General features: G+C 64.2%; 6 protein-coding genes, 1 tRNA gene and 2 pseudogenes. 4 read left to right on the top strand and 5 right to left on the bottom strand.

What is annotated here, in order from left to right; genetic code table 11:
• Positions 1–3 precede the first annotated feature (3 nt).
• Entirely contained in the window at positions 4–453 is a 450-nt protein-coding gene (locus ACMUJL_RS02310; protein WP_068293073.1) for a disulfide bond formation protein B, read from the bottom strand.
• Positions 454–473: 20 nt separating this feature from the next.
• Positions 474–1,052 carry a YqaA family protein gene (locus tag ACMUJL_RS02305; protein ID WP_068292597.1) on the bottom strand — a complete coding sequence of 193 codons (579 nt, stop codon included), beginning with the start codon at positions 1,050–1,052 and terminating at the stop codon, positions 474–476.
• A gap of 184 nt (positions 1,053–1,236) precedes the next feature.
• Here ACMUJL_RS02305 and ACMUJL_RS02300 point away from each other — a divergent pair.
• Positions 1,237–1,320: transfer RNA gene (locus ACMUJL_RS02300), tRNA-Leu, on the top strand.
• A 406-nt stretch (positions 1,321–1,726) separates the two neighbouring features.
• On the opposite strand, the gene ACMUJL_RS02295 is transcribed toward ACMUJL_RS02300, so the two are convergent.
• Complete coding sequence (locus ACMUJL_RS02295) at positions 1,727–2,026, bottom strand: hypothetical protein (RefSeq protein ID WP_375570735.1); 300 nt, start codon at positions 2,024–2,026, stop codon at positions 1,727–1,729.
• A gap of 82 nt (positions 2,027–2,108) precedes the next feature.
• Here ACMUJL_RS02295 and ACMUJL_RS02290 point away from each other — a divergent pair.
• The 3 genes and pseudogenes from ACMUJL_RS02290 to ACMUJL_RS02280 form a co-directional block, all read left to right on the top strand.
• A pseudogene (locus tag ACMUJL_RS02290) lies at positions 2,109–4,919 on the top strand (Ig-like domain-containing protein); the annotation flags it as partial.
• 63 nt (positions 4,920–4,982) lie between these two features.
• Positions 4,983–7,129, top strand: a pseudogene (locus tag ACMUJL_RS02285) (Hint domain-containing protein); the annotation flags it as partial.
• 657 nt (positions 7,130–7,786) lie between these two features.
• Positions 7,787–14,494 carry a Hint domain-containing protein gene (locus ACMUJL_RS02280; RefSeq protein ID WP_416914102.1) on the top strand — a complete coding sequence of 2,236 codons (6,708 nt, stop codon included), beginning with the start codon at positions 7,787–7,789 and terminating at the stop codon, positions 14,492–14,494.
• On the opposite strand, the gene ACMUJL_RS02275 is transcribed toward ACMUJL_RS02280, so the two are convergent.
• Positions 14,487–15,128, bottom strand: a complete 642-nt coding sequence (locus ACMUJL_RS02275; RefSeq protein WP_375570741.1) for a nucleotidyltransferase family protein — start codon at positions 15,126–15,128, stop codon at positions 14,487–14,489. The two genes, ACMUJL_RS02280 and ACMUJL_RS02275, sit on opposite strands and share 8 nt — an antisense overlap.
• Positions 15,100–17,508 (bottom strand): GcvT family protein, encoded by a 2,409-nt coding sequence (locus ACMUJL_RS02270; protein ID WP_375570743.1) that lies wholly within the window; start codon positions 17,506–17,508, stop codon positions 15,100–15,102. Before ACMUJL_RS02270 ends, ACMUJL_RS02275 begins: the two co-directional genes overlap by 29 nt.
• Positions 17,509–17,622 lie beyond the last annotated feature (114 nt).

Here is a 17,622-nt window from a genome sequence, read left to right as displayed (position 1 = left end):
GCCTCAGCGGGCGGCGCGCAGCGCCATCAGCCAGAGACCCGCAAGCCCCAGCGACACCAGCGCATTCCAGCTGGCCATGGACAGGCCGAACATCTCCCACGGAACTTCGTCGCAGCGGATCAGGGGCGCGGCCATGATCTGCGCGAAAAGATCCTGTGCGGATTGGTCCGCCACGCCGCCCCCGCTGCAGGAGGCCGGACCTTCCCACCAGCCGCGCTCGACGCCGGTGTGATAGGCGCCGATCCCCGATGTGGCGAGTGCCGCCAAAAGCCCCATCCCCGCCAGCAGGACGGCCGGCAACAGCGCCAGCGCGGCAAGTCCGCCAATGCCGATCGCCGCGGCATGGGGCCAGCGCTGCCAGAGGCAGAGTTTGCACGGGGCCATGCCGCCGATATGCTGGAAGGCCAGCGCGCCCAGCATCAGGGCCAGCGATCCGGCAGCGGCCAGCATCATCCAGTGGCGTGCGGTCAGTGTCACAGGAAGCGTACTCCGTAGAACCCGGCCAGCAGGATGATCACGAACAGGGTAAACAGCAAGCCCAGGCGCTTCTCGATGAAATCACGAATGGGTGCGCCGAATTTCCACAGAAGCCCCGCCACGATGAAGAAACGCAGGCCCCGCGCGATGATCGAAGTGACGATGAACACGCCCAGGGGCATGCCGGTCCAGCCCGACATGATGGTGATCACCTTGTAGGGAAAGGGCGTGATCCCCGCGATCAGCACCGGCCAGAAGCCGAATTCGTTGAAGCGGGTGTTGAAAGCCTCCATCGCGTCGCCCTTGCCAAGCGCCTCGAGGATCGGCTGCCCCAGCGTGTCATAAAAAAGCGCCCCGATGGCATAGCCAAGGATGCCCCCGAGGACCGAAGTCACCAGCGCCACCCCCGCGATCAGCCAGGCCCGATTGGGCCGCGCCAGGATCATCGGTATCATCAGCACGTCTGGCGGGATAGGAAAGACCGAGGATTCGATGAAGGACACGATGGCCAGGACCCAGAGCGCGCGGGGATGCTGCGCCTGTCGCAGGGTCCAGTCGTAAAGCGATCGTATCATGCTTGCTGCCTGTTCTTTCGGCCTCTGCGCGATGCCTGGCCTGCGCACTTGTTCTGGCCGGGTGTTTACCTGTCCGGCTGGCTGCCGGAAAGGGAAAACGCGCCTGTTGCTGCAGGTCCGGCGCGTTTTCGACTGGACGCAGCAGCAGACCGGCGATAGATCAGCAAGGCGCGAAGCAGCCCGTGCGGGTGTGGCGGAATGGTAGACGCGAGGGTCTCAAACACCCTTACCTCACGGTGTGTCGGTTCGAGTCCGACCACCCGCACCACGGGCGGCGCGCCTCCGGTCGCATGGCATGCGCGGGCGTGTGCCCAAGGCCTGCCGCCGGATCGCGCACCTCTGCGGAATCACGCTCGCAGCTTGCGTGGCATCTGCTGCGCATCCCGTTTGATTTGGCTGATCCCGGTTTGGTTAATAAACTGTCACCGGATGCAATCGCCGATCGATCCGGCAATTGGATCGGGATCGCGAACAAATGCCGCGCAGGGATAGATCATAAAAAGGCCACATTCGGAAAAGGGGGCGTCAGGCAGATTTGTCCTCGAAGCGGAAACGATCTGGTGGTCGTGAGTTCCCTGAATATCGAAAAATCGCAATCCCCAAAACGGGATAGGCTTGATTTCTCGGTTTTCCCGAAAAAATATTGTTGCCAAAGTGTAAGGCTATTTTCGACATTATGGCGTCCTGGTCCGCTGTTTGTGGCGCGAATCCGGCTTTTTCGGACAAAACATCTGTTGGTGCCGCAGCCCCGTTGCGGTATCCAGATGGTATGCCCACTGGGGGGTATAAGTCTGTTGGCCACGGGGGCGGCCGCTGACCTGAGTTGAGCCCGAACCGGGTAGCAAGGGGATGCTGTCGTAGCGGCCGGTCATACCGGCGCGTTCCGCTGTATTGGTCGTCTGAAACCGCTTTTGGCGGATAAAGTCGACGTGCCTCGTCTTTGCTTCCTCCAAGGCCACGATGGTGAGTTTCATGGCGTGATCCCGAGATGCGGGAACCGCCGCTTTTTACGAGTTCGATCGGTGTCACCCCCGGTCGTGGCTGAGGAGTAAGGTAATGACTGTTTCGGGTTCGAACGGCGACGATTTCATCGACATCAATTACACTGGGGACCCGGAAGGGGACCGTATCGATGCCGGTGATGCCACGCTGCCGGGCGCAATGGCAGATGACGACCTGGTTCTGGCCGGCGACGGGGACGATACCGTTTTTGCAGGCGCCGGCGAGGACGAGGTCTATGGCGAGGACGGCAACGACCAGCTGTTCGGCAAGGCGGGCGATGACCTGATCTTTGGCGGGGCGGGCACCGACATCCTTTCGGGCGGTGCGGATAACGACACGCTGGACGGTGGCCTGGATGGCGACCTGATCTTCGGCGATGCTGGCAATGACGTTCTCATCGGCGGCCTTGGGGCCGACACGCTCAAGGGCGGCGATGATCGCGACACGATCATCGGTGCCGATCCGGGCGACATGATCGACGGAGGCGAGGGCGGCGACGACTTCGACACGCTCGACCTGCGCGGTAGCGGGCCGCTGTCCGTGGCCTTCGACGCGGACAACCCCGAAAACGGCACGATCACCTTCTTCGATGGCGCGGGCCAGAGCATCGGCACCGCGCGTTTCGTCAATATCGAGCGGGTCATCCTGCCCGAAACGCCGGATGACGTGACCCCGGTGGCCAACCCCGACACGGCGACCACCCCCGAGGACACGCCGGTCGTGATCGACGTTCTGGGCAATGACACCGATCCGAACGGCGATCCGCTGACCGTGACCGCGGCGACCGCCCCCAACGGCACCGTCGCGATCAACCCCGACGGCACGCTGAGCTATACGCCCGATCCCGATTACAACGGCCCGGACGAGATCACCTATACCGTGACCGATCCGGACGGGAACACCGCGACCTCGACCGTGGCGGTGACCGTGACGCCGGTGAACGACGCGCCGGTGGCCAACCCGGATGCGATCGCCACGCCGCTGGACACGCCCGTGACGCTGGACATCGTGGCCAATGACAGCGATCCCGACGGCGATCCGCTGACGATCCTGGGCACGCCCACTTCGCCCGATGGCACCGTGACCGTCGGCCCCGACGGGCGCAGCGTGACCTTCACGCCGAACGCGGGCTTCGTCGGCACCACGGTGATCGACTATACCGTGACCGATCCCGAAGGCCTGACCGCAAGCTCGACCCTGACCGTGACGGTCACGGGCGATGACGTGACCCCGGTGGCCAACCCCGACACGGCGACCACCCCCGAGGACACGCCGGTCGTGATCGACGTTCTGGGCAATGACACCGATCCGAACGGCGATCCGCTGACCGTGACCGCGGCGACCGCCCCCAACGGCACCGTCGCGATCAACCCCGACGGCACGCTGAGCTATACGCCCGATCCCGATTACAACGGCCCGGACGAGATCACCTATACCGTGACCGATCCGGACGGGAACACCGCGACCTCGACCGTGGCGGTGACCGTGACGCCGGTGAACGACGCGCCGGTGGCCAACCCGGATGCGATCGCCACGCCGCTGGACACGCCCGTGACGCTGGACATCGTGGCCAATGACAGCGATCCCGACGGCGATCCGCTGACGATCCTGGGCACGCCCACTTCGCCCGATGGCACCGTGACCGTCGGCCCCGACGGGCGCAGCGTGACCTTCACGCCGAATGCGGGCTTCGTCGGCACCACGGTGATCGACTATACCGTGACCGATCCCGAAGGCCTGACCGCGACCTCGACCCTGACGGTGACCGTCACGGCCGATGACGTGACCCCGGTGGCCAACCCCGACACGGCGACCACCCCCGAGGACACGCTGGTCGTGATCGACGTTCTGGGCAATGACACCGATCCGAACGGCGATCCGTTGACGGTGACCGCGGCGACCGCCCCCAACGGCACCGTCGCGATCAACCCCGACGGCACGCTGAGCTATACGCCGAACGCGGATTACAACGGCCCGGACGAGATCACCTATACCGTGACCGATCCGGACGGGAACACCGCGACCTCGACCGTGGCGGTGACCGTGACGCCGGTGAACGACGCGCCGGTGGCGACCCCCGACGCGATCGGCACGCCGCTGGATACGCCCGTGACGCTGGACATCGTGGCCAATGACAGCGATCCCGACGGCGATCCGCTGACGATCCTGGGCACGCCCACTTCGCCCGATGGCACCGTGACCGTCGGCCCCGACGGGCGCAGCGTGACCTTCACGCCGAACGCGGGCTTCGTCGGCACCACGGTGATCGACTATACCGTGACCGATCCCGAAGGCCTGACCGCGACCTCGACCCTGACGGTGACCGTCACGGCTGATGACGTGACCCCGGTGGCCAACCCCGACACGGCCAGCACCCCCGAGGACACGCCGGTCGTGATCGACGTTCTGGGCAATGACACCGATCCGAACGGCGATCCGCTGACCGTGACCACGGCGACCGCCCCCAACGGCACCGTCGCGATCAACCCCGACGGCACGCTGAGCTATACGCCCGATCCCGATTACAACGGCCCGGACGAGATCACCTATACCGTGACCGATCCGGACGGGAACACCGCGACCTCGACCGTGGCGGTGACCGTGACGCCGGTGAACGACGCGCCGGTGGCGACCCCCGACGCGATCGGCACGCCGCTGGATACGCCCGTGACGCTGGACATCGTGGCCAATGACAGCGATCCCGACGGCGATCCGCTGACGATCCTGGGCACGCCCACTTCGCCCGATGGCACCGTGACCGTCGGCCCCGACGGGCGCAGCGTGACCTTCACGCCGAACGCGGGCTTCGTCGGCACCACGGTGATCGACTATACCGTGACCGATCCCGAAGGCCTGACCGCGACCTCGACCCTGACGGTGACCGTCACGGCTGATGACGTGACCCCGGTGGCCAACCCCGACACGGCCAGCACCCCCGAGGACACGCCGGTCGTGATCGACGTTCTGGGCAATGACACCGATCCGAACGGCGATCCGCTGACCGTGACCACGGCGACCGCCCCCAACGGCACCGTCGCGATCAACCCCGACGGCACGCTGAGCTATACGCCGATCCCGATTACAACGGCCCGGACGAGATCACCTATACCGTGACCGATCCGGACGGGAACACCGCGACCTCGACCGTGGCGGTGACCGTGACGCCGGTGAACGACGCGCCGGAGGCCAACCCGGATGCGATCGCCACGCCGCTGGACACGCCCGTCACCCTCGATATCGTGGCCAATGACACCGATGTGGATGGCGATCCGCTGACGATCCTGGGCACGCCCACTTCGCCCGATGGCACCGTGACCGTCGGCCCCGACGGGCGCAGCGTGACCTTCACGCCGAACGCGGGCTTCGTCGGCACGGCCGTCGTGGCCTATACCGTGACCGATCCGACCGGTGCGACGGCAAGCTCGACGCTGAGCGTGGTTGTCACCAGCGCCGGACCCGACGGTATCGTCGAAGGCTCGGCCGGCAACGACCTGATCGATGCGGGCTATGATGGAGACCCCGAAGGCGACCGCATCGACAATGGCGATGCGATCCTGCCGGGCGAGGCGCCAAACGACGATATCGTCCAGGCCGGCGACGGCGACGACGTGGTCTTTGCCGGGTCTGGGTCCGACGAGGTGTTCGGCGGGACCGGCAACGATCTGATCGATACCAGCGCACCGTTCTCCGACAGCCCCTTGCCCGATCTTGGCTATCCGGGCCTGTTCCCGGCCGATGCCGACCCTGAAAATGACCGCGACCTGGTCTTTGGCGGCGATGGCAATGACACCATCACCACCGGCGACGATGCGGACACCATCTTTGGCGAAGCGGGGACGGATGTCATCGATGGCGGCATCGACAATGACGAGATCTATGGCGGCGACGGCGATGACACCATCGTGGGCGGCGAGGGTGCGGATACCATCTTCGGGGATGCCGGCGACGATCTCATCTTTGCCGGGCTCGACCCGATTTTCCCGGACGAGCTGAACATCCCCGATGCCACGGATCTGGTACCCACGAACGGGACCGACCTTGTCTTCGGTGGCGCAGGCAACGACACCATCTTCGGTGCCGATGACAACGATGTGCTCAACGGTGATGCGGGTGACGATCAGCTGTTCGGCGAAATCGACAATGACACCCTGTCCGGGGGCGATGGCGCTGACCTGCTGGATGGCGGCGCAGGCGACGACCTGTTGTCGGGCGATGCCGGAAACGACACGCTGACGGGCGGTGAGGGCACCGACAGCCTGTTCGGTGGCGATGACCGCGACACATTCACCGGCGTTGGCCCCGGCGACGTGGTCGATGGCGGGGCAGGCGGCGACGATTTCGACACGCTTGACCTGCGCGGCTCTGCACCGGCCGGCGGCTCGTTGAATGTGGTGTTCGACGACAACCCGGAAAACGGTACGGTCACCTATCGCGATGCCAGCGGGGCCGTGATCGGCACCAGCACCTTCACCGAGATCGAGACCGTCGTGCCGTGCTTCACCCCCGGAACGGCCATCGCGACGATGCGCGGCGAGCGTCTGGTCGAGGAGTTGCAGGTTGGCGACAAGATCATCACCCGCGACAACGGGATCCAGGAAATCCGCTGGATCGGGACCAAGACACTGCATGCGGGTGACCTGATCCGCGCGCCGCATCTGAAGCCGATCCTGATCAAGCGCGGATCGCTGGGCGAGAACCTGCCCGAGCGTGACATGATGGTCAGCCCCAATCACCGGATGCTGGTCAGCAACGAGAAGACCTCGCTCTATTTCGAGGAGCGCGAGGTGCTGGCGGCGGCCAAGCACATGACCGGGACATCCGGTGTGTTCGAGGCAGAGGTGCCAAAGGTGACCTATATCCACTTCATGTTCGACCAGCACGAGGTGGTGCTGTCCAACGGCTGCTGGACCGAAAGCTTCCAGCCCGGCGATCATACGTTGCAGGGGATCGGCAATGCGCAGCGCACGGAGATCCTGGAACTGTTCCCGGAACTGGGCACGAAACAAGGGCTGGCGGGCTACCAGGCCGCGCGGCGCTCGCTCAAGCGGCACGAGGCCATGCTTCTGGCACGCTGAGCATAACGGTTGCAGCTGCTCCTGCCGTTTCTGACGGCAGGGGCATGACGGAGAAGGGGCAGGGGGCTGTGCCTTCTCCGAAAAACACGAAGGGCCCGCAGGACAACCGTCTTGCGGGCCTTTTGATTTGGGCACCCCGGCCCTTTGCGCCGACCGGATCGGAAAAGGCCAGACCGGAAAACGTCTCGTTCTTGTCAAAAAATGTGAGGATTTCATACGGCCTGTGCCGCCACGCATGAGGCGTGTGCATCCCCTTGCCCGCATCTGCGCAATGGGGATAACACATTGAAAATGAACACATAAGAATGCATTCACCTGATCCGGCGGTGACCGGTTCTGCCCGGTTGACACAATGCCGCTGCATTCCCTCCGGCCCGGCGCTGGTTTTGCCCGAATTGAACCAAATTCGCGCCTTCATCTCCTCTTAGCTTCTGCCGTGACTGAGTATGTCCGGGACATGCTTTTCATCCGGCGAGTGATGCAAAGGGTGGATAGCGGCCGGAGTGGAGTAACGAGTATGCTGCTTTTCGTGGAAAGGTCCCGTCCGGGGGCCGTCCATCATAATGTGACCCCTGCGCCCTGCCATGCGCCGTCACGTGACCGATCGATCCTGACCCATATCGGTGGCCTCCTTGTTTCCAAGGCGGGGGGCTGACCATGGCAACCTATGTGGTCAATTCCACCAACTGGAACTCGGCATCATTTTGGGCCGGCATCGTCGAATCCGGCGGTGGGCACACGCTTGATTTCTCGGGACTGGGTATCGGTTTTTCGGTCATCGTCGATCAGGGCAACGGGATCATCACCCTTTCTGACGGGGCAACAACCTTCACCGTGGGCGAGGCGGGCGTGTCCGGGGTTGATGTCAACCTTGGTGGCACCACGCAACTGGACTACTTCACGACCATCTCAGGCGCTCAGGGGGACGATACCGTCACCGGCACTTCGGGTGACGACGTGCTGGATGGCAACAGTGGCGCGGATTCCCTTGCGGGTAACGACGGCGCGGACACGGTTTACGGCAATGGCGGTGCGGATACGCTGGATGGTGGCGCCGGCAACGACAGGATTCACGCGGGCGCGGACGGCGACTCGATCACGGGCGGGGATGGCGACGATCAACTCTACGGTGAAACTGGCAACGACACGATCTACGGTGGCACCGGCGATGACGTCATCGATGGCGGAACCGGGGATGATGTCATCGACGCCGGTCTGGGGTCTGACAGGATCAACCTGACTGACGCCTTTGGCGACGACACGATCATCGGCGGCGAGGATGGTGGCGGTCTGGACATCGACACGATCGACGCCTCCGGGATCACCACCGGAGGCGTCATCGTCAACGTTTCCGATGAAACCGGCAGTGTCGTGCAGGGGGCCGACAGCGTCGATTTCTCGGGCATCGAAAGTTTTGTCCTCACGGATCAGGCCGACAAATTCACGGCCTTCGGGATGTCGGCGGTCACCCTCGACGGCGGGGACGGCAACGACACCATCACGGAGGGGAATGGCGACAACAACCTGTCGGGTGGGGACGGCGATGATCTGTTCGAGGTCGGGTTAGGCACCAGCACGATCGATGGCGGGACGGGTACGGACACGTTGTCGGCGGCCGTGTCCAATGACCGGTTTTCAGTCACCTTCGACGGTACGGGATCCGGCACATACGACGATCTGACCGATACGGACAGCGGAACCTTCACCAGCATCGAAGCGGTCCGGGGATCCGGCGGTGCCGACAGCATCAATGCCGGCGCAGATGCCGGGGGCGTTCAGCTTTCAGGTGGCGCGGGCAACGACACGATCACTGGCGGCTCCGGTGCAGATGTCATTGCCGGCGATGCGGACGCAGACATCATTTCGGGCGGCGCCAGCAGCGATATCCTTTTCGGAGGCGCGGGCGATGATCTGATCCGGGGCGATGTGATCGATTTTGATCCGCTGGCGCATGCGTCCGGACCGGGCGGCGCGTCGACGGTCTTCACCGTGCAGAACACCAGTGACACCGCGGTGCGGGTCTACTGGATCAATCAGTCCGGTACATTGGTGAACTACGGTTTCATCTCGGCCGGTGGTAGCGGTTCTTTCGGCACCTTCGTCGACCACAATTGGGTCCTTTACGATGCTGCGACCAATCAGCCGCTTCAATACCTCGGAAACCCTGCCAACGGCAGCATCGTCACCTATGCGCAGGGTGATGACCAACTTTATGGTGGCGTCGGCAATGACACGTTGCAGGGCGATCACGGTGACGATACCCTGGAAGGTGGCGCCGGCAATGACATCCTGTCCGGTGGCGCCGGATCGGATCGCTTCGTCTTTTCCGACGGCTTCGGGGCCGATACGGTTATCGGCGGTCAAGGTTACGATACCCTCGATCTGACCGGTCTGGCCAACCCGGTTTCGGTGGTCTTTTCAGGCCCCGGCGCAGGCACGATCACCGACACGGTGACCGGCGAGACGATCACCTTCTCGAATGTCGAAGAGCTGATCCTGACCCAGCAGGCCGATCTGGTCGATGCGGCCCTCGACAATGGTTATACCTATATCCAGACCCGCGATGGCAATGACCTGATCGAAGGCAGCGCCGGCAACGACATCTATGACGATGAAATCGCCGGCCCGGATGGTCAGGGCAATGACACGTTCTTCGGCGGCGCGGGCAATGACACGCTCTGGATGGGGACGGACGATGACCTGGTCTATGGCGGCACGGGGGACGACTACCTTCAGGGACAGGCTGGCCATGACAGCCTTTATGGGGATGACGGCAATGACTCGCTCTGGGGGGGCGAGGGTGACGATGTCCTGATCGGCGGTGCCGGCAATGACAGTCTGTCCGGTGGTGCGGATGCCGACCGGTTCTTTCTGGACGACGGCTTTGGTGCCGATACGATCGCGGGGGGCGAGGATGGTCGCGATGCCGATGTCATCGATGCTTCCGAGCTGGACACGGCCACCACGGTCACCTTCACCGGAAGTGAGGCCGGCACGATCAGCGCCGGTGGTGACACGGCGGACTTCACGCAGGTCGAGGCGATCAGCCTGGGCAACCAGGGCGATACCCTGGATGCATCGGTCGCAGCCGCGCCGGTTGTGGCCGCCGGCGGTGCCGGCAGCGATACGATGTCAGGCGGTGCGGGCGGCGATCTTCTGATCGGTGATGGCGAGTATACCAACCTGATCCAGAACGGCTCGTTCGAGAATACGACCGGAATGACCGTCACTTCCTGGGGGTATCGGGGCGATGACGCCACGGCACCCGGCGGCTGGTATACCGGGACCGGCGGCGTGATCGACGTGCATCACACCGGCGCCGGTGCGGCCAGTGACGGGTCGAACTGGCTGGACATGGAGGGCGTGGCCGCGATCGATACGGTCAGCCAGGCCGTGCAGGGTGTCATTGCGGGCCAGACCTATACGCTGCGCTTCGATGCCATCGACGCCATCGGCAACAACGCGGTGAACGTCTTCTGGAACGGGCAGCTGATCGACACGGTCGCACCGGTCAGCGCCGGGCACCAGACCTATCGCTACGAGGTTGTCGGCGGATCGGGTGACGGGTCCGATATCCTGACATTCCAGTCGCTTGGTCCGATCGACATGACGGGCGTTGCAATCGACAACGTGCAGCTTCTGGGCTTTTCCTCTGTCGATGTGGCGGCGGGCGCCGATGTGCTGGATGGCGGCGCAGGCGATGACACGCTGATCGGCGGCGGCGGTGACGACAGGCTTGTCGGTCGTTCGGGCGAAGACGTCCTTTATGGCGGGGCGGGCAACGACACGATCCAGGCGGGCAGCGACGATGACACGCTCGAAGGCGGTCTTGGTGACGATGTCCTCTATGGCGAGGATGGTGCGGACCAGATCGTGGGTGGAGACGGCAACGACACGCTGCATGGCGGTGACAGCCAGGACACGCTCATGGGCGAGGCTGGCAATGACCATCTCCATGGTGAACAGGGTGATGATCTTCTGTTCGGCGGGGCGGGCAACGACACGCTGCGGGGCAATGCCGGGGCGGACAGCCTCTTTGGTGGCGACGATGATGACCTGGTCTGGGCCGGATTGGATAACGATCGGATCGAGGGTGGCGCTGGCAACGACACGGCGGTCTTTGCGGGCGATGTCACCGACTACAGCTTCGATTACGGCCCGGCGGGAGAGCTGATCGTCACCGACCTTGTTGCCGATCGCGATGGTCAGGACACGCTCAGCGGGTTCGAATATGCGATCTTCAACGGCGTCACCTATCACCTGGTTCTGGGTGACGACGGATCGAACACCACCTTGCAGGGCCCGGACGATGGCACGCCCAGCCTGATCATCGCCCATGACGGCAATGATTGGGGCGGTGGGCATCCCACCAGCGATGCGATCTTCGGCGGTGCGGGCGATGATACGCTGGACGGCGGCGACGGCGACGACACGTTGGTGGGCGAGGACGGCAATGATCTGCTGCGCGGCGATACGGGCAACGACAGCCTGATCGGCGGCGCGGGGGCCGATACGCTGACCGGCGGGACCGGGAATGACCGGATCGATCCGGGACAGGACGGCATGGCCGATGTCATCGTTTTTTCAGACGGTGACGGCCAGGATACGATCACGGGGCTGGATGCCCCCGTTGACAATGGCGATGGCACGTTCACGGGGGTCGATCGGCTGGATGTGTCCGGGCTGACCGATGCGAACGGCGGACGGGTCAGTACGGATGACGTGACCGTGTCCGATGACGGGGCCGGCAATGCGGTTCTGTCCTTCCCGAACGGTGAATCCCTGACCCTTGAGGGGATCAGCCCGGCGACCGCCGGCAATCCGGCCTGGCTCGAGGCCCTTGGCATTCCGCAGCCCGATTACCTGGTCAGCGGAACCGCTGGCAGCGATCTGATCGATGTGGGCTATACCGGCGATCCGCAAGGCGACATGGTGGATGCAGGCGACGCTGCCGACGGATCGAACGACGACTCGATCCGCGCGGGCGACGGTGACGACACGGTCTTTGCGGGTGCGGGTGCCGATACTGTCACCGGCGATGATGGCAATGATCAGATCTATGGCGGCGCAGGTGATGACAGCCTGTTCGGCGCGCCGGGGTCCGACACGATCTTCGGTCAGGACGGAAACGACACGCTGTTCGGCGGTCAGGGCGACGATGTGCTGGATGGCGATGACGCCAACGCTGGCAACGATCAGATCTCGGGCAATGCCGGCAATGACGAGATCATCGGCGACGGTGGCAACGACACCCTGTTCGGTGGCGCGGGCAATGACACGATCTATGCCGGTGCGGATGATGACAGCGTCTTTGGCGGCGCGGATGGTGATCTGGTCTTTGCGGGATCCGGCAATGACACCGTCAACGGGGACGACGGGAACGATGTCGTCTACGGCGAAGCCGGTGCCGACTCCATCGAGGGCGGGCTTGGCAACGACTGGCTGAGCGGCGGCACCGACAATGACACCGTCTCGGGCGGCGCCGGTGCGGACTCTGTCTATGGTGCCGAAGGCGATGATGTGCTGTTCGGCGGTGCCGGTAACGACAGCATGGAAGGCTGGTTCGGCACTGACGTTCTGGATGGCGGCGAGGGCGATGACTATCTGGACGGCGGGGATGGCGACGACACGCTGATCGGCGGCGCTGGCAATGATATCTTGGCGGCCGGGAGTGACGACGGTGCCGACAGCGTCGAAGGTGGCGCAGGCAACGACTCCATCAGTTCGGCAGGTGGCAATGACACCTTGTTCGGCGGGGATGGCAACGACACGATCTTTGCAGGCGATGGGGCCGACCAGTTGGATGGCGGCGCGGGCGCGGATACGCTGGACGGCGGGGCGGGCGATGACACCATTGCCGGCGGCGCGGGATCCGACCTTGCCTATGGCGGTGCCGGGAATGACTTTATCAACACCCGCATGACCTTTGGCCTGGGATCGCCCGATCGCGGCTATCCGGGGGTATTCCCGCCTGACAGCGATCCCAATAACGACCGCGATTCGATCTATGGCGGTGCAGGCGATGACACGGTCCTTGCAGGGGATGACAATGACCTGATCCATGGTGGCGACGGGGCCGACAGCCTTGACGCCGGGTTTGACGATGACACGGTTCAGGGCGATCAGGGCGCCGACACGATCATCGGTGGCGAAGGTCGCGACCTGATCCATGGCGGTGACGATGACGATCTGCTGTATGGCGACGCTTTCGCGGGCCATTCCGAATATTTCGAGCTGACCGATGCCGATGGCAGCGATCTGCGGCCCGACAACAGCCTTGATACCGTCTACGGCGGCACAGGCAACGATGTCATCTATGGCGGCGATGACGACGATGAACTCTACGGCGGCGATGGCGACGATCAGCTTTTTGGCGATGTCGACGATGACACGCTGCACGGGGACGCGGGCAATGACTTGCTGTTTGGCGGGCAGGGCGATGACCAGCTTGCGGGTGGCGACGGGGCCGACCAGTTGGACGGCGGCACGGGCGCGGATACGCTGGATGGCGGGGCGGGCGATGACACGATCCGGGTCGGCGATGGTGATGCGGCCTCGGGTGGCGGGGGCGATGACACCTTCATTGTCACACCCGATACGCTGAACGGTGGCACGCTTTTCATCGATGGCGGTGAAACCGATGAGACTGCCGGGGACACGCTGCACATCACCGGCCCGGCCAATATCGTCTACGACGGCGCCAACCCCGAGAACGGGACGGTCACATGGCTGGACGGATCGGTCCTTACCTTCCAGAACATCGAGAATATCACCTATGTCCCCTGTTTCACCGAGGCCACGTTGATCAAGACCCGGCGTGGCGAGGTGCCTGCGGCGCAGTTGCGCCTTGGCGACATGGTGCTGACACGCAATCATGGCTATCAACCGATCCGATGGATCGGCACACGGCGCCTGGATGCGGCGCAGTTGCGGGCGAACCCTGCGCTGAACCCGGTTGTGATCCGGGCGGGGGCGCTGGGTTTCAACGCGCCAGAGCGTGATCTGACCGTCTCGCCGCAGCACCGGATGCTGATCGGGGGCGGGCGGGCGAAGCTGTGGTTCGGCGAGGATGAGGTTTTCGTCGCGGCCCATCACCTTGACTGCCTTGACGGTGTCGAACAGATCCGGCCCGACGCCGTGACCTATGTGCATGTGATGTTCGACACCCACCAGATCATCAGCGGTGACGGCGCCTGGAGCGAAAGCTTCCAGCCCGGCGATCTGACCCTGTCCGGCATGGATGACGATCAGCGCGCCGAACTTCTCGCGATCTTCCCGGAACTATTCGTCGGAAAGGCCGGTCAGACTTATCAGGCGGCGCGCATCACGCTGAAAAAGCACGAAGTGCCGCTGCTTTTCATCTGAGCGATGAACAGCGGGCGCGCCAGTCGGCCCATGCCTCGGGCGTGTCCAGATCGGTGGTGGCATGGTGGTCGGGCAGGGCGACGCGCCTGATCCTGTCGGCATGAACCTGCAGCACATCCCGCGCGCCCCGGTCGCCGTCAACTGCCCGAAGCGCGGGAAACAGATCGGCGGGAAAGATCACAGGGTGACCGGGTACGCCGTCGCGGTCCATGGCCCGCAATATGACGCCGGGCTGGGCTGCATGTTCCGACAGCATCAGGGCGATGTCATCCGCCGTCACCTCGGGCATGTCGGCGGGCAGGACCATCACGGCACTGCAATCCTGCGGCACCGCCGTCACCCCCGCACGGATCGAGGCGCTCATGCCCGCGGCGCTGTCGGGCACAAGGACTGCCTGTACCGCCAGCCCCTCAAGACAGGCGGCGCGCGGGTGATCCGGGGCAGGCAGGGTGCAAAGCACCGGCCCGTCCGCGGCCGTCACCGCGCGCTCCAGCATGACGCGCAGCAGCGGATGGCCTGCGACACTTTCCAGCAGCTTGTCGCCCCCCCGCATCCGCGAGGAGGCGCCGGCGGCAAGGATCAGGATCGCGCAGCCCGTCACATCATCAGCCCCGCATTCTGGCACCATCCGCATCGAAAAGCGGCGTGGTGATCAGGCGCGCGGGCCGCATCTGGCCCATGATCTCGATCTCGACCTCAAGCCCTGCGGTCGCGCGATCCGTCGGCACGAAACCCAGCGCGATCGACTTGCCCGCATGATGCGCATAACCGCCCGAGGTGCAGAACCCCTGCACCTTGCCATCCAGCCAGATCGGCTCGTAGGCGACGACATCGGCATCCAGCGCATCGACTTCGAAGGCGCAAAGCTTGCGCTTCGCGCCCAGCTCGCGCTCGCGTTCAGCGGCGGCGCGGCCGATGAAATCGACGTTCTTCTTGAATGAGATGAAGCGGTCCAGCCCGGTTTCCGCCGCCGTGTAATCAGGCGAAAACTCGTTCAGCCAGCTGCCAAAGAACTTGTCCAGCCGCAGGCTCATCATCGCGCGCATCCCGAAGGGCTTCATGCCGTGTTTCTGGCCCTCCTCCCACAGAACGGACCAGAGCGCGCGCTGCGCCATCGGATCGCAATAGATCTCGTAGCCCAGGTCGCCGGTATAGCTGACGCGCTGCACGGTGCAATCGGCCATGCCCACGGTCATCTTGCGCACATCCATGAAGGCCATGTCGCTGATATCGCTGCGCGTGCAGGCGGCCAGAACATCGCGCGCCTTTGGTCCCGCGATCTGGAAACCGGTCAGGCGGTCGCTGATATTCTCGACCCTGACCCCCGCATCGGCATTCTGTTCGAACCAGCGCGTGTGATAGGCCTGCGCGCCATAGCTGGCGGTCAGCTGGAACCGGTCCTCGGCCAGGCATGACACCGTGAAATCCCCGATCAGGCGGCCCTTGGGCGACAGCATCGGCGTCAGGCTCAGGCGTCCGGGCTGCGGGATGCGGCCTGCCATGATCCGGTCCAGCCAGGCGCGTGCGCCCGCGCCGGTCACCAGGTATTTGCCGAAATTCTGCACCTCGTTGATGCCCACACCCTCGCGCACGGCCTTGACCTCGCGCGCGGTGGCCTCGAATGCGTTGGAGCGGCGGAAGCTGGGCGTCTCGAAGCGCGGCTCGTCGCCTTGCGCGAAGTAGTTGACCACTTCCAGCCCGTATTGCGCGCCCCAGACCGCGCCCATACCGTCGAAGATGTCATACATGGGCGTGGTGCGGAACGGGCGCGCGGCGGGCAGTTCCTCGTTCGGGTAGCTGATCGAGAAACGTTTCTGGTAGTTCTCGATCACCTTGGGGCGGGTATAGCCCGGCGTGGTCCAGTTGCCGAAACGCGCGCAATCCATGGCGAAGGTGTCGCGCTCGGTCTCGCCCTCGATCATCCATTGCGCCAGCATCAGGCCGACGCCGCCACCCTGGCTGAACCCGGCCATCACGGCGCAGGCCGACCAGTAGTTGCGCATCCCCGGAACCGGACCCACCAGCGGGTTGCCATCGGGGGCAAAGGTGAAGGGGCCGTGGATCACTGTCTTCACGCCCGCGCGCTCCAGGATGGGGAAGCGGCGATAGGCAAAGGCGATGCTGTCCTCGATCTTGTCGAGGTTGTCGGGCAGCAACTCGTGCCCGAAGTTCCACGGTGTGCCATCCACCGCCCAGGGGCGGCAGGGCTGCTCGTAGAACCCGATGCACAGGCCGCGCCCTTCCTGGCGCAGATAGCTTTCGCCGGCGGGGTCCATCACATGCGGATGCTCGGTTGCGCGCTCGTAGATCTCGGGCAGGTCGTCGGTGACGATATACTGATGCTCCATCGGGTGCAGCGGGAAATAGACGCCAGCCATGGCCCCCACCTCGCGCGCCCAGAGTCCGCCCGCGTTCACCACATGCTCGGCGTGTATCGTGCCCTTTTCGGTCACCACGTCCCAGGTGCCGTCGGGGCGCTGGTTGGTTTCGATCACCTTGCAATGGGTCTCGATCGTCGCACCGCCCATCTTGGCCGCGCGCGCATAGGCATGGGTCGTGCCGGAAGGGTCAAGATGCCCGTCCAGCGGATCGTAAAGACCGCCCACGATGCCATCCAGATTGGTGATCGGCGCGATCTTCGCGATCTCCTCGGGGCCTACGATCTCGGTCTCAAGGCCCATGTAGCGGTGCTTGGCCCGCTCCGCGACCAGCATGTCGAAGCGTTCGCGGTTGTCGGCAAGTGTCACACCGCCCACGTGATGCAAACCGCAGGACATGCCGGTGATCGCCTCAAGCTCCTTGTAAAGGCGGATCGTATAGCCCTGCAGAGCGGCCATGTTCGTATCGCCGTTCAGCGTGTGAAAGCCGCCCGCTGCATGCCATGTGCTGCCCGATGTCAATTCGGAGCGTTCGATCAGCATCACGTCGGACCAGCCCAGTTTGGTCAAGTGATACAGCACCGAACAGCCGACAACGCCGCCACCGATCACGGCTACTCTGGTAGTGGTCTTCATGAAAAATCCCCTGCTGGTTTGCCACAGAGTTTGCCGGGCGCGGCAAAAGGGCAAGCCGGAACCCGACATTTTTCTGTCGTAAAAGTTACGCCCGCAGCAAGGTCATGCAAAGGT

This window comes from Seohaeicola sp. (assembly GCF_048006315.1).
Classification (GTDB): Bacteria; Pseudomonadota; Alphaproteobacteria; order Rhodobacterales; family Rhodobacteraceae; genus Seohaeicola.
The sequence above is the reverse complement of the archived record's forward strand: the minus strand, read 5'-3'. Positions and strand labels throughout refer to the sequence as shown.